This window comes from Nocardia sp. NPDC051030, from assembly GCF_040683015.1.
GTDB lineage: Bacteria > Actinomycetota > Actinomycetes > Mycobacteriales > Mycobacteriaceae > Nocardia.
The window spans coordinates 446,895-462,143 of sequence record NZ_JBFBCD010000007.1 but is presented as its reverse complement, the minus strand read 5'-3'; the positions used below and the strand labels follow the sequence as shown (position 1 = coordinate 462,143).

Genomic DNA, 15,249 nt, shown 5'->3' with positions numbered 1-15,249 from the left:
CGGTATCGACCATGAGCAATGACGACAAGCTGCGGGACTACCTGAGGAAGGCCACGACCGACCTCACCCGCACCAAACAGCTACTGCGCGAGGCCACCGAACGTGACCGGGAGCCGATCGCGATCGTGGCGATGAGCTGCCGGTATCCCGGCGGCGTGGATTCGCCCGAGGCACTGTGGGAACTGGTGCGCTCCGGTGGCGACGCCATCTCCGGATTCCCCGTCAACCGCGGCTGGCCGGGCGGGATCCATCACCCCGAACCCGGCACGCCCGGTAAGTCCTACACCGATCGCGGCGGATTCCTGCACGACGCGGACCAATTCGACGCCGACTTCTTCCGGATCGGCCCGCGCGAAGCCCGCGAGACCGATCCGCAGCAGCGGTTGCTGCTGGAGACGGCGTGGGAAGTGATCGAGCGGGCCGGAATCGATGTGCGCACCCTGCGCGGCAGCCGCACCGGCGTTTTCACCGGCATCGTCTACCACGATTACGCACCCGGCGGCGGGGCCGGCGGGCTGGCCAGCGTGGCCTCCGGGCGCATCGCCTACACCTTCGGATTCGAAGGCCCGGCGGTTACCGTCGACACCGCCTGCTCGTCCTCGCTGGTCGCCCTGCACTGGGCGATCAAGGCGCTGCGGGCGGGGGAGTGCACCCTCGCCCTGGTCGGCGGGGCGACGGTCATGGCCGGACCGGATTCGTTCATCGGCTTCAGCCAGGAGGGCGGGCTCGCCGCCGACGGCCGCTGCAAATCCTTCGCCGGTGCCGCGGACGGGACCGCGTGGGGTGAGGGCGCCGGACTGATTCTGGTGGAACGACTTTCCGACGCGCGCCGCCACGGGCACCCGGTGCTCGCGGTGGTGCGGGGCAGCGCGGTCAATGCCGACGGGGCCAGCAATGGGCTCACCGCGCCCAATGGCCGGGCGCAGCAGCGGCTGATCGAACAGGCCCTCGACGATGCCCGACTGAGCGCGGACGAGGTGGACGCGGTCGAAGGGCACGGCACCGGAACGACTTTGGGCGATCCCATCGAGGCCACCGCCCTGCTGGCCGCCTACGGTCGCGGGCGTCCGGCGGAGCGGCCGCTGTGGCTGGGTTCGCTGAAATCGAATATCGCGCACACCCAGGCGGCGGCCGGGGTGGGCGGCGTGATCAAGATGGTGATGGCGCTGCGCAACGAATTGCTGCCCCGCACCTTGCATGTGGACGAGCCGTCACCGATGGTGCAGTGGGCGTCGGGCGACGTGCGATTGCTGGCCGAGCAAGTGGAATGGCCTGTGGGGGAACGGGTTCGACGGGCGGGTATCTCCTCGTTCGGTCTCAGTGGCGCGAACGCGCACGTGATCGTGGAGGAAGCGCCCGCGCTCGCACCGGAGGGCGGCGAGGCCGAGCTGCCCGAGCGGGCGGTGGTCCCGGTGCTGGTGTCCGGGCGCAACCGCACCGCGCTGCGGGCGCAGGCCGCGAACCTGCTGGCCCATCTGGATGCGAATCCCACCGTGGCACTGCGTGATATCGGTTTCACCTCGGCGGTCGCGCGGTCCGCGCTGGATGCGCGGGCGGTGCTGGCGGCGGTCGATCTCGCGGGACTGCGCAAGGGCCTTGCCGCGCTCGCCGACGACACCACCGCTCCGGGCGTCGTGTCCGGCACGGCGAATGGGGCTGGAACCTTGTCGAAACCGAGCGTGGCATTCCTGTGCACCGGTCAGGGTGCGCAGCGCCTGGGCATGGGACGGGAACTGCACGCCGCGTTCCCGGTCTTCGCCGCCGCCTTCGATACCGCTGTCGCCGAACTGGACCGGCACCTGGATCGGCCCCTGGGCGAGGTGCTGTGGGGCACCGACGACGCGTTGATCCAGCAGACGGTCTACGCGCAGGCCGGATTGTTCGCCATCGAGGTCGCCTTGGCGGCTCTGCTCGAATCCTGGGGTGTGCGGCCGGACTTCGTGGCCGGGCATTCGATCGGTGAACTGGCCGCCGCGCATATCGCGGGAGTGTTCTCGCTGGCCGACGCGGCGCGGCTGGTGGCCGCGCGTGGCGCGCTGATGCAGGCGCTGCCCGCCGGTGGCGCGATGCTCGCGGTGCAGGCCTCGGAGGCGGAAACCGCGGCACTCCTGGATGATCGGATCGACCTGGCGGCGATCAACGGGCCGAACGCGGTCGTGCTGTCCGGGGAGGAATCCGCCATCGACGAGATGGCCGAACATTTCACCACGCAAGGCCGAAAGGTCAAGCGACTGCGGGTGTCCCACGCCTTCCACTCGTCGCTCATCGCACCGATGCTCGACGATCTGCGGGAGGTCGCCGCCGGTGTGACCTATCACCGGCCCCGGCTGCCGCTGGTGTCCACCGTCACCGGCGCGCCGGTCGGCGCGGACGAGTTGGCAGACCCGGAGTACTGGGTGCGCAATGCCCGTCGGACGGTCCAGTTCGATGCCGCGGTGCGCCGGTTATCCGAGAGTGGCGCAACCGTTTTCGTCGAACTCGGACCGGATGCCGCGCTGACCCCCATGGCCGCCGATGTACTGCGCGAAAGCGCCGGTGCGACAGTGGAATCCGACGAAGCATGGACCACGGTGCCGCTGCTGCGCCGAGATCGCGGTGAAGTCCGCGAGATCACTCTGGCGCTGGGTGCGCTGCACGCCCGGAATGTGGCCGTCGACTGGTCCGCCTACTTCGCCGGTACCGGTGCCCGCCGCATCGACCTGCCCACCTACGCATTCCAGCGCAGATCCTTCTGGCGCGAGGCCGCACCGGTGCTGCCGAACGCCGCCGCGGCCGTGTCCGAGCCGGGTGACGACGCCCTGTGGTCGGTGCTGGGCACCGCCGATATACCGGTCCTGGCCGGGGATCTCGGCGTGGACGCCGCGGCGCTCGGGACCGTCCTGCCCGCCTTGACCGCGTGGCGGGACCGTGCGAATCTGCACACCCGGGCCGATGCGCTGCGCCACCGCATCGAATGGCATCCCGTCGCGCCGGGCGTCCCCACCGCCACCGGGCCGTGGCTGGCGGTCGTCCCGCGCGGCGACGAGACGGCTGCCGCGATCGTGACCGGCCTGAGCGCACGCGGGGTGATCCTCGATTCGATCGAATCCGGTACCGACCGCGCGGAGCTTGCCGATCGCCTCCGGATTCTCGGCGACATGCCGTGGGCCGGTGTGCTTTCCCTGCTGGCACTCGATGATCGCCCGCACCCCGACCACCCGGCGCTCACCGCTGGAACGGCCGACTCGGTGTCCCTCGTACAAGCCCTGGGCGATGCCGCCTGGACCGCGCCGCTGTGGTGCGTGACCAGCGGCGGCGTGAGCACCTCGGCCACCGAGAGCGCCGATCCGCGGCAGGCGGCGATCTGGGGGCTCGGTATCGGTGTCGCCCTGGACTGCCCCGACCGGTGGGGCGGGGTGATCGATCTGCCCGGTGACATCTCCTCGGCCGCACTGGATCCGCTGGCGCGGGCGCTGAGCGGACCCGGTGGTGAGGACCAGCTCGCGGTGCGCGGCACCGGGCTGCTGGCCCGCCGCCTGGTCGCGGCGGAACGCCCGGCCGCGCCGTCCTGGCAGCCGCGCGGCACCGTGCTGATCACCGGCGGCACCGGCGGACTCGGCGCGCAGGTGGCGCGCTGGCTGGCCGCGAACGGCGCCGAGCACCTGGTGCTCACCAGCCGCAGCGGCGAATCCGCGCCGGGCGCAGCTGAACTCGCCACGGAACTGACCGCGCTGGGCGCGACGGTGCGGATCGCCGCCTGCGATGCCGCCGACCGCGACGCGGTGCGCGAACTCCTGGCCGCGCTGCCCGCCGAACCCCCGCTGCGCGCCGTCGTGCACGCGGCCGGTGTGTTCCAGCCGATCACCGCGATCGGCGAGCTGACTCTGGAGGAATTCGACCGCGTCGCGGCAGCGAAGGTGGCCGGAGCACGGCACCTCGACGAACTGCTCGCCGACCACCCGCTGGACGCCTTCGTCCTGTTCTCCTCCGGTGCGGGCATCTGGGGCAGTGGCGGCCAAACCGCCTACGCCGCCGCCAATGCGAGCCTGGACGCGCTCGCGGCGGCCCGCCGGGCCCGCGGCCGCGTCGCGACCGCGGTGGCCTGGGGCGCCTGGGACGGCGGCATGGTCGATGCCGAGTTGGCAACCATGTTGCGGCGCATCGGAACTCCCGCCATGGCACCCGAGGTCGCGGTCGCGGCCCTGGCCCGCACGGTCGGCGCGGACGAGACCGCGATCGTGGTCGCCGACTTCGACCTCCCGCGTTTCCTGCCCACCTACACCCTGGCCCGGCCGCGGCCCCTGTTCGATGTGCTCGCCGAGACCATCGGCACGGCAATCGAATCCGATCAGGAACCCGCGGACGGCCCGAACCCGCTCCTGGCCGGGCTGGCCGAAGCGAGCCCCGCCGAACAGTCGCGCACCCTGCACACCCTGGTGTGTGGCGCGGTGGCCGCCGTCCTCGGTCACGAGGAAGCCGCCGCCGTCGAATCCACCCGCACCTTCGAGGATCTCGGTTTCGACTCGGTCGCCGCGGTGGAATTGCGCCGCGAGCTGTCCACCGCGATCGGGCGCAACCTGCCCAGCACCTTGGTCTTCGACTACACCACACCGCGGGCCCTGGCCGAGCACCTGCGCGAAACCCTCTGCACCACAGCCGAACCGACCGCCGACGAACTGCTGACCGATCTGGACCGGCTGGCCACCGCCACGGTCACCCTGCACCCCGAGGACCGGGTCCGCATCGCCGAGCGACTGCGCACTCTGCTCGCGGGCCTGACCGCGCCCACTGTCGCACCGGGTGAACCCACCGTCGCCGACCGCCTCGAAGCGGCCTCGGCGGACGATCTGTTCGCCTTCATCGACGCCGAACTGGATATCGACAAGGAATTCGACCGATGAGCGAAGACGAGAAGCTGCTCGGCTACCTGCGCAAGGTGACCGCCGACCTGCACCAGACCCGGAATCGGTTGCGCGAGCTGGAGAATCAGACCGCCGAGCCGATCGCCATTGTCGCCATGAGCTGCCGCTATCCGGGTGAGGTCGCGACACCGGAACAGCTGTGGGATCTGGTCGCCGCCGGCGGCGACGCGGTCGGGCCGTTCCCGACCGACCGCGGCTGGGATCTGGACACGCTGTTCCGTGACGGGCAGCCCGGCAGCAGTTACGTCCGCGAGGGCGGATTCCTGCGCGGTGCGGCCGAATTCGATCCCGGGTTCTTCGGTATCGCGCCGCGTGAGGCACTCGCCATGGACCCGCAGCAGCGCCTGGTGCTCGAGGTGGCGTGGGAGGCGTTCGAACGCGCCGGCATCGACCCGGACGTCATGCGCGGGGAACGGGTCGGTGTGTTCGTCGGTTCCGGCGCGCAGGACTATTCGGCCCTGGTCGACGCCGCACCCGAGGTCGGCGAGGCCTATCTGGGCACCGCCACCAGCGCCGCCGTGATCTCCGGGCGGGTGTCCTATGTGCTCGGGCTGGAAGGCCCCACCGCCACCGTCGACACCGCCTGCTCCTCGTCCATGGTCGCCGTGCATCTGGCGGTACAGGCCCTGCGGCGCAAGGAATGCGGCCTCGCTCTGGCCGGTGGCGTCATGCTGATGACGACACCGGTCGTGTTCGTCGGCATGAGCAAACAAGGTGGGCTGGCACCCGACGGCCGGTGTAAACCGTTCTCCGACAGTGCCGATGGCACCGGTTGGGCCGAGGGCGCGGGCCTGCTGCTGCTGGAGCGGCTCAGTGACGCGCGGCGCAATGGTCATCGGGTGCTCGCGGTGGTGCGCGGTTCGGCGATGAACTCCGATGGCGCCAGCAATGGGCTGACCGCGCCGAACGGACCGTCCCAGCAGCGGGTCATCCGCGCCGCGCTGGCCGATGCCGGACTGTCCGCCGGCGAGATCGACGCGGTCGAAGCACACGGCACCGGAACGACTTTGGGCGATCCGATCGAAGCCCAGGCGCTGCTGGCCACCTATGGCCGCAGCCATTCCGCCGAGCAGCCGCTGTGGCTGGGCTCGCTGAAATCCAATATCGGGCACGCCCAGGGCGCGGCCGGTGTCGGTGGCCTCATCAAGATGGTGATGGCCATGCGGCACGAAACCTTGCCACGCACACTGCATGTCACCGAACCGTCCACCCATGTCGACTGGACCGCCGGACATGTCCGGCTGCTCACCGAGGACCGGCCGTGGCCCGCCGCCGCGGATCGGCCCCGGCGTGCGGGTGTGTCGGCCTTCGGTATCAGCGGCACCAATGTGCACGTCATCTTGGAGCAGGCTGACGCCGCGCAGGTTGCCGTAGCTGATGTGGAGCCGGAATCCATTGGGGCGGCCGTTGTTCCGTGGGTGGTGTCGGGGCGGAGTGCGGAAGCGCTGCGGGGGCAGGCATCTCGGTTGCTGGAGCGGCTGGAGGGTGAGCCGGAGCTGGATGCATGGGAGGTCGGGTATGCGCTGGCGGTGACGCGGAGTCGGTTCGAGCAGCGGGCGGTGGTGCTCGGCGCGGATCGGGCGGCATTGACCGCTGGGCTGACGGCGTTGGCCGACGGGCGTGAGGACGCGTCGGTGGTTACCGGTCGTGCCTCTGGTGTGCGTCGGCCCGTGTTCGTGTTCCCCGGTCAGGGTTCGCAGTGGGTGCGTATGGGCGTGGAGCTGATCGAGGCTTCGCCCGTGTTCGCCGCGCGAATGGCCGAGTGCGCGGAGGCGTTGTCGGAGTTCGTCGAGTGGGACTTGTTCGAGGTTCTCTCCGACGAGACTGCCTTGTCCCGGGTCGATGTGGTGCAGCCGGTCCTGTGGGCGATGATGGTGTCGCTGGCCGAAATGTGGCGGGCCAATGGCGTGAAACCCGAAGCGGTAGTTGGGCATTCGCAGGGTGAGATCGCGGCCGCTGTGGTGGCCGGGGTGTTGTCGCTGCAAGACGGTGCGCGCGTTGTTGCGTTGCGCAGTGCGCTTATTGCCGTGGAGTTGGCGGGCCAGGGCGGGATGATGTCGGTGCCGCTGGCCGCGAGCGAGGCGGCCGTGCGCATCGAGCGTTGGGACGGACGGCTGTGTTTGGCCGCGGTGAACGGTCCCGGGTCGGTGGTGGTGTGCGGCGACGACGGCGCGCTGGATGAACTGCATGCCGAGCTGATAGCGGAAGGGCTGTCGCCCAAGAAGATTCCCGTGGACTATGCCTCGCACTCGCATTATGTGGAGGCGATCGAAGAGCAGGTGCTCACGCAACTGGCACCCGTACAGGCGCGTTCGGGTGAGATCGCGCTGTATTCCGCGGTCACCGGCGACGTGCTCGATACCCGTGAGATGGGCGCGCGCTATTGGTACACCAATCTGCGCACGACGGTCCGGTTCGAGGAGGCGACCCGCGCCCTGCTGCGTGACGGTTTCGATCTGTGGGTCGAGTGCAGTCCGCACCCGGTATTGCGAGTTCCGGTGGAAGCCACCCTCGAAGATGCCGGGGTCGACGCACCGGTACTCGGCAGCCTGCGCCGCCACGAGGGCGGACTCACCGATTTCCTGACCTCGCTGGCGCGAGCGCATGTGCGCGGTGCCACCGTGGACTGGACCGCGGGCCGACCCGTTCCCGCACCGATCGATCTGCCCACCTATGCCTTTACCCGGCAACGGTATTGGGTCGACGCGAATCCGGTGGCCGATGTCGCCGCCGCCGGTCTGGACGCCGCCGATCATCCGCTGCTGGGCGCGGTCGTGCAGCTGCCCGACTCCGGGGAGCTGGTGTTCACCGGCCGCCTGTCCACCGGCGCGCAGCCCTGGCTGAACGACCACCGGGTCAATGGCGCCGTCGTGCTGCCCGGAACGGCCTATGTCGAACTGGCGATCCGTGCCGGAGATCAACTCGGCTATGCGGTGCTGGAGGACCTGACCCTGCACACACCGCTGATCCTGTCCGACGCGGAGGCCGCGCGGCGCGGGGTGCGATTGCAGGTGGTGGTCGGTGCCCCGACGGCCGATGCTGCCCGCCCGGTCGCGATCTACTCCCGCGACCCGGAACTGCCCGCCGACGTGCCGTGGACCAAACACGCCGACGGCCTGCTGAATACCGGTGCCCCGGCACCTGAGACCTTCCCCGAGTCGTGGCCACCGGCCGGGGCCGAGCGGGTCGAACTCGGTGAGCTGTACGCCGAATTGGCTGCCGCCGGACTGGAATACGGGCCAGCATTTCAAGGCCTGCGCGCGGTGTGGCGTGCGGGGGGCGAGGTGTTCGCCGAGGTCGAACTCGGTACCGCGCCCGCCGGTTTCGGCATCCACCCCGCTCTGCTGGACGCCTGCCTGCATGCGGCCGCCTTCAGTGGCTTGTTCGACGAACAGGCCGTGCTGCCCTTCGCCTGGTCCCAGGTCGGCCTGCATGCCACCGGCGCGACACAGGTCCGAGTGCGGCTGTCGCCGGTCGGCGCGGGATCGGTGACGCTGTCGATCGCCGACCCGGCCGGTCAGCCGGTGCTGTCGGCCGAATCCCTGGCGCTGCGGCCGGTTTCGGAGGAGTTGCGGGCCTCCCGGCAGCAGCCGGGCGGCGATTCGCTGTACCGGGTGGACTGGGTTCCGGTCCCCGCCGGATCCGCGACGGACACCGATTTCGTTGTATTGCAGGTGAATCCGGGCATCACGGCGGAGTCCGTGCACGCCGCCGCGGCGCACGCGCTGTCCGAGCTGCACGCCCGGCTCGCCGACGAGGAATCCACCGCGACGCTGGTGGCCGTCACCCGTGGCGCGATCGCCCGTCCCGGCGCGGATGTGACCGACTTCGCCGGTGCCGCGGTGTGGGGGCTGCTGCGCTCGGCGCAATCGGAGCATCCGGGCCGAATCGTGGTGGTGGACACCGATGATTCGGTCGATCTGGCGACCGTGGTCGACACCGGCGAACCGCAGGTCATGGTCCGTGGCGGTGTCGTGCACGCCGCCCGGCTGGCGCGCGTGCAGGTGACCGGCCCGGCCGTGGAATTCGCCGCAGACGGCGATGTCCTGATCACCGGCGGCACCGGCGCGCTGGGCCGCCTGTTCGCCCGGCATCTGGTGGTGCGGTACGGGGTGCGCCGTCTCGTTCTGACCAGTCGGCGCGGCCCGGACGCACCGGGCGCGACGGCACTGGTCGATGAGCTGGCCGAACTGGGCGCGCAGGCCCGCGTGGTCGCCTGTGACACCGCCGACCGCGACCAGCTGACCGCGCTGCTGGCCGAACTCGACCTCACCGCGGTCGTGCACCTGGCCGGTGTGCTGGACGACGGCCTGGTCACGGACCTGACCGGCGAACGACTGCGAAAGGTGCTGCGCCCCAAGGTGGATGCGGCCCTGCTGCTGCACGAGCTGACCCGGGATCGGGAACTGTCGGCCTTCGTGCTGTTCTCCTCCTCCGCGGGTGTGCTCGGTTCGCCCGGTCAGGCCAACTACGCCGCCGCCAACGCCTTCCTCGACGCCCTGGCCACCCACCGTGCCGCGCACGGCCTGACCGCGCAGTCCCTCGCGTGGGGGCTGTGGGCGGAGGTGGAAAGCACCGACCTGGCCGGTCTGGCCGGGACCTTGCGCACCGCCGACGTCGCCCGGATCGCGGGCAACGGCCTGCGCGCGCTGACCGCCGAGACCGGGCTCGCCGCGTTCGATGCCGCACTGGCCACGTCCGAACCGGCATTGACGCCCATGGCATTGGACTTCCCCGTGCTGCGTGCGCAAGCCGACCAGCTGCCGCACCTGTTCCGTGGCTTGCTGCCCGCGGTGCGCCGCCGCAGCGCCGGCAGCCGCGCCGCCGACGGCGGGCTCGCCGACCGCCTGGCCGCGCTGCCCGAAGCCGAACGGCAGACGCTGGTGCTGGCGATGGTGCTCGAGCGGGTGGCGCGGGTGCTCGGATTCGGATCGGGCGAGTCGATCGAACCGGATAGGGCGTTCAACGAACTGGGCTTCGACTCGCTGTCCGCCGTCGAGTTCCGCAATGGTCTCAGCGGCGAAACCGGGCTGCGACTGCCCGCGTCGCTGGTGTTCGACTATCCGACCCCGGTGCTGCTGGCCGATCATGTGACCCGGCAGCTGGCCGGGACCGGCCGGGCGATCGAGGTCCGGCGCGCCGTCGCGGGCGCCGACGAACCCATCGCCATCGTGGGTATGGCGTGCCGCTATCCCGGCGGGGTCAGCTCGCCGGAAGAACTGTGGCAGCTGGTCGCCGACGAGGTGGACGCGATCTCGGAATTCCCGGCCGACCGTGGCTGGGATCTGGACGCCCTGTTCGACCCCACCGGGGCCCGCCCGGCCACGAGTTACGTCAATACCGGCGGATTCCTGTACGACGCGGACACTTTCGACGCCGCGTTCTTCGGGATCGCGCCGAACGAAGCGCTCATCATGGACCCGCAGCAGCGACTGCTGCTGGAAACCACCTGGGAGGCCTTCGAACGCGCCGGAATCGATCCGGCGTCATTGCGCGGCAGCCGGACCGGTGTGTTCGCGGGCATGATGTACCACGACTACGCGGCCAGTGCCAGCACGGGAGCCATTGCCTCGGGCCGGATTTCGTATGTGTTCGGCCTCGAGGGCCCGGCCGTCACCGTCGACACCGCGTGCTCGTCCTCGCTGGTGGCCCTGCATCTGGCCGGTCAGGCGCTGCGGTCGGGGGAGTGCACGCTCGCCCTGGCCGGTGGCGTCGCGGTCATGGCGACACCCGAGGGGTTCGTGGAATTCTCGCGGCAGCGCGGCCTGTCGCCGGACGGCCGGGCACGGTCCTTCGCCGGTGCCGCCGACGGTACGGCGTGGGCCGAAGGCTGCGGCGTGCTGGTGCTGGAGCGACTGTCGGATGCCCGGCGCAACGGGCATCCGGTGCTGGCGGTGGTGCGTGGTTCGGCTGTCAACCAGGACGGTGCGTCGAATGGTTTGACCGCGCCGAACGGCCCGTCGCAGGAGCGCGTGATCCGGCAGGCCCTGGCCAATGCCGGATTGTCCACCGCCGAGGTCGATATCGTCGAAGCCCACGGCACCGGAACGACATTGGGTGACCCGATCGAAGCGCAGGCCGTGCTGGCCACCTACGGTCAGGACCGCCCCGCCGGGCAACCGCTGTGGCTGGGTTCGCTGAAGTCCAACTTCGGGCACGCGCAGGCCGCGGCGGGTGTGGCCGGTGTGATCAAGATGGTGATGGCGCTGCGGCACGACGTCATGCCGCGCACCCTGCATGTGGATGAGCCGACCCCGCACGTGGATTGGTCGGCGGGCGAGGTGCGGCTGCTCACCGAGGCACGGGAGTGGCCGGTCAATGGTCACCCCCGCCGGGCGGGTGTGTCCTCGTTCGGGATCAGCGGCACCAATACGCATGTGATCATCGAGGAAGCCCCGGCGCAGCCGCCCACCGTCCCGGATCGCGGCGCGGAGCCGCCCGTCACGATGTGGGCGCTCTCCGCCAAATCCGATGCGGCCCTGGCCGATCAGGCCCGGCGACTGCTGGCGCGGGTGGCCGCGGATCCGGAGTGCCGGACGGCCGATATCGGGCTGTCGCTGGTGCGCTCCCGCGCGGTATTCGAGCGGCGGGCCGTCATTGTCGGCGCCGATCGCGACGCGCTGATCGACGGACTCGAGGCCCTCGCGGATGAGCGCACCGCGGCGAACGTGGTGCGCGGGACGGCTCGCGGCACCGGACGGCTCGGGTTCCTGTTCACCGGCCAGGGCAGTCAGCGGCTGGGCATGGGGCGTGAGCTGTATCAGGGGTACCCGGCGTTCGCGGCGGCGTTCGACACTGTTGTCGCGGAACTGGATTCGCATCTGGAGCGGTCCTTGCGCGAGATCGTGTGGGGTGAGGACGAAGACCTGTTGAACCGGACGGACTTCGCTCAGCCCGCATTGTTCGCGGTCGAGGTGGCGCTGTACCGGTTGCTCGAAACCTGGGGAGTGCGAGCTGATTTCGTGACCGGGCATTCGATCGGCGAATTCGCTGCCGCGCATGTATCGGGTGTGCTGACCCTGTCGGATGCCGCCCGGCTGGTCTGTGCGCGTGGTCGTTTGATGTACGCGCTGCCGACCGGTGGGGCGATGGTGGCGATCCAAGCCACCGAGGACGAGGTCGCGCCGCTGCTGACCGAGTCGGTGTCGATCGCGGCGGTGAACGCGCCGGGTTCGATCGTGGTCTCCGGCGCGGAGGACGCGGTCCTCGCCGTGGCGGAATCGTTTGCGGCGCTAGGTCGTAAGACGAATCGTCTGCGGGTGTCGCATGCGTTCCATTCGCCGTTGATGGAGCCGATGCTGGCCGAGTTCGCCGAGATCGCTCGAGAGATTTCTTTTGCGGCACCGTCGATTCCGATGGTGTCGACCGTGACCGGTGTACTGGCCGACGAGCAGATCCTGACCCCGGAGTACTGGGTGAACCAGGTCCGCGCCACGGTCCGCTTCGCCGACGCCGTCCAGGCCTTGACCGACGCCGGTGTCACCACCTGTCTGGAACTGGGCCCGGACGCGGTATTGACCGGAATGGCCGCAGACCGGAGCGAATCGGTGGCGTTCACCGCCACGCTCCGCCGCGACCGCGCCGAGGCGGCGCAACTGGCGACCGCGCTGGGCACCTGCCATGCGCGCGGTCACCGGGTCGACTGGGCCGCCTGGTTCGCCGGGGCCGCCATTGTCGACCTGCCCACCTATGCCTTCCAGGGCGAACGTTTCTGGCTCGATTCACTCGACTATTGGCGGCAGGCCTGGGCGGGCGCCTCGACCGGGCTCGGCGATGTGTCCGCGGCCGGACTGGAAACGGCCGGGCACCCGCTGCTCGGTGCGGTGATCGCGGCCCCGGATACCGACAGCGTGGTACTCACCGGGCGGTTGTCGGCGCGCACCCAGGCGTGGCTGGCCGACCATCGCGTGCTCGGCGACATCGTGTTCCCCGGTGCGGGTTTCGTCGAACTGGCGATCCGCGCGGGCGATCAGGTCGGCGGCGCGATGCTGGACGAGCTGATTCTGCGCGAACCACTGGTACTCCCCGAATCCGGTGGTGTCGCGATCCGGGTATCCGTGACGGCCTCGGACGAATCCGGCCGTCGGACGGTCGCCGTGCACGCGCGTGGCGACGATCCGACGCTGCCGTGGGTGTGCCATGCCGCCGGTGTGCTCCGCGACGCCGCATCCGCCCCCGAGGAGAGCCTGCTCGACTGGCCGCCCGCCGGTGCGACCGCCCTCGACCTCGACCGGACCTATTCGGACCTGGCCGAGATCGGCCTGGACTACGGTCCGGTGTTCCGCGGCCTGCGCGCCGCGTGGCGGCGCGACGGCGAGGTATTCGCGGAAGTGGCGCTGCCGGACGCGATTCGAGACGACGCCGCCGAGTACGGCCTGCACCCGGCACTGCTCGACGCCTGCCTGCACGCCATCGGCCTGACCGATGTCGTGGACGACGCGGTGGCCCTGCCATTCTCGTGGTCGCAGGTGGCGCTGCACGCCGCCGGCGCGGCGGCGACCCGCGTACGGGTGACCCCGCTCGGCGCGGGCACGGTGCGACTCACCATCGCCGACGCGGACGGTGCGCCGGTCGCCACCGTGGAAGCACTGACCCTGCGCGAGATTTCGGCCGACCAGCTCGCCGCCTCGCGCACCGAACCGCTGTACGAGCTGACCTGGACGCCGATCGGCGCCGTCACCGACACCGCATCGGACGCGGAACCGGTTGTCCTGCAGACCGTTTCCGGTATCGACCCGGCCAGTGTGCGGGCCGCGACCGAGCAGGCGCTGGCCGCTCTGCACCAGTGGACCGACACCGACACGACCTATGTGATCCGCACCAGCGGCGCGGTGGCACTGCCCGGTGAGACACTCACCGATTTGGCCGGAGCCGCGGTATGGGGCCTGGGCCGCACCGCGCAATCGGAGTACGACGCCCGAATCGTGCTGGTGGACACCGATGGTTCGATTCCGCTGGCGGAGGTGCTGACCGGCGGCGAACCACAGCTCGTGGTGCGCGAGGGCGTCCGGTACGCGGCGCGGCTGACCCCGCTGCCGCAGGAGGCGCAGCTCCCGGAACAGGACGCGCCCACCGGCTTCGGCGACGGTGCCGTGCTGCTGACCGGCGGCACCGGCGGCCTCGGCGCACTCCTGGCCCGGCATCTGGTGACGCGCCACGAGGTGCGCAGGCTGATCCTGACCAGCCGCACCGGCATCGACGCGCCGGGCGCACAGGCGCTGCGGGCGGAACTGACCGACCTCGGCGCGCACGTCGACATCGCCGCCTGTGATGTGGCCGACCGCGCCGCCGTGGCGGAACTGCTGGCGGCACACGAGATCTCCGCCATCGTGCACCTGGCCGGAGTCCTGGACGACGGCACCATCGACGCACTGACCCCCCAGCGGCTGGACCGTGTCTTCCGCCCGAAGGTCGACGCCGCCTGGCATCTGCACGAACTCACCCGCACCCTGGACCTGTCCGCCTTCGTGCTGTTCTCCTCGGCCGCAGGAATTTTCGGCACGCCGGGCCAAGGGAACTACGCCGCAGCCAATGCGTACCTGGACGCCCTCGCCCAGTACCGGCACGCGAACGGCCTTGTCGCCCAATCCCTGCCGTGGGGTCTGTGGGATACCGCCGACGGTATGGGCGCCGGGCTCACCGACGCCGAACGGCAGCGCATCAACCGTGGCGGCATCCCCGCGCTGACCGCGGAACAGGCCCTCGAGCGGTTCGACGCCGCCCGCGCCACCACTGCCGTGGTGCCGGTGCCGGTGCGGCTGGACACCGCGGTACTGGCCCACGCCACCGCGGTGCCCGCCGTCCTGAACCATCTCGTGCGCCGCATCCGGCGTCGCAGCGCCACCACCGGATCCGCGTCCGCCGGGCAGTTCGCTCGGCAGCTGGCCGCGCTGCCGGCCGCCGACCGGCTCGCGGTGGTGCTGCAACTGGTCCGGACCCAAGCCGCAACAGTATTGGGGCACAACGGAATCGATGCCATCGAACCGGACCGCTCCTTCGGCGACCTCGGATTCGACTCGCTATCGGCGGTGGACTTCCGCACCGCGCTCGCCGCGGACATCGGCATCCGCCTGCCCGCCTCGCTCATCTTCGACTATCCGACCCCGATCGTGCTGTCCGAATTCCTCGTCGCCACCGCGACCGGCGCGGCTGAAACCTCTGCCGCACCGATCCGCGCCACCGCCGCACTCGACGAGCCCATCGCCATCGTGGGTATGGCCTGCCGTTACCCCGGCGGGGTCAGCTCGCCGGAGGAACTGTGGCAGCTGGTCGCCGACGGGGTGGACGCCATCTCGGAATTCCCGGTCGACCGTGGCTGGGATCTGGACTCGGTCTTCGACCCCACCGG

General features: G+C 70.7%; 2 protein-coding genes (1 of these 2 cut by a window edge). Both read left to right on the top strand.

What is annotated here, in order from left to right; genetic code table 11:
* Positions 1-11: 11 nt before the first annotated feature.
* On the top strand, positions 12-4,880 hold the full coding sequence (locus AB0N05_RS25480; protein WP_364698348.1) for a type I polyketide synthase: 4,869 nt from the start codon (positions 12-14) through the stop codon (positions 4,878-4,880).
* Positions 4,877-15,249, top strand: the 5' portion of a protein-coding gene (locus AB0N05_RS25475; protein WP_364698347.1) for a type I polyketide synthase. The gene runs 10,225 nt beyond the window's last position; only the first 10,373 of its 20,598 coding nucleotides appear in the window; its start codon is at positions 4,877-4,879; its stop codon lies off the right edge, out of view. Before AB0N05_RS25480 ends, AB0N05_RS25475 begins: the two co-directional genes overlap by 4 nt.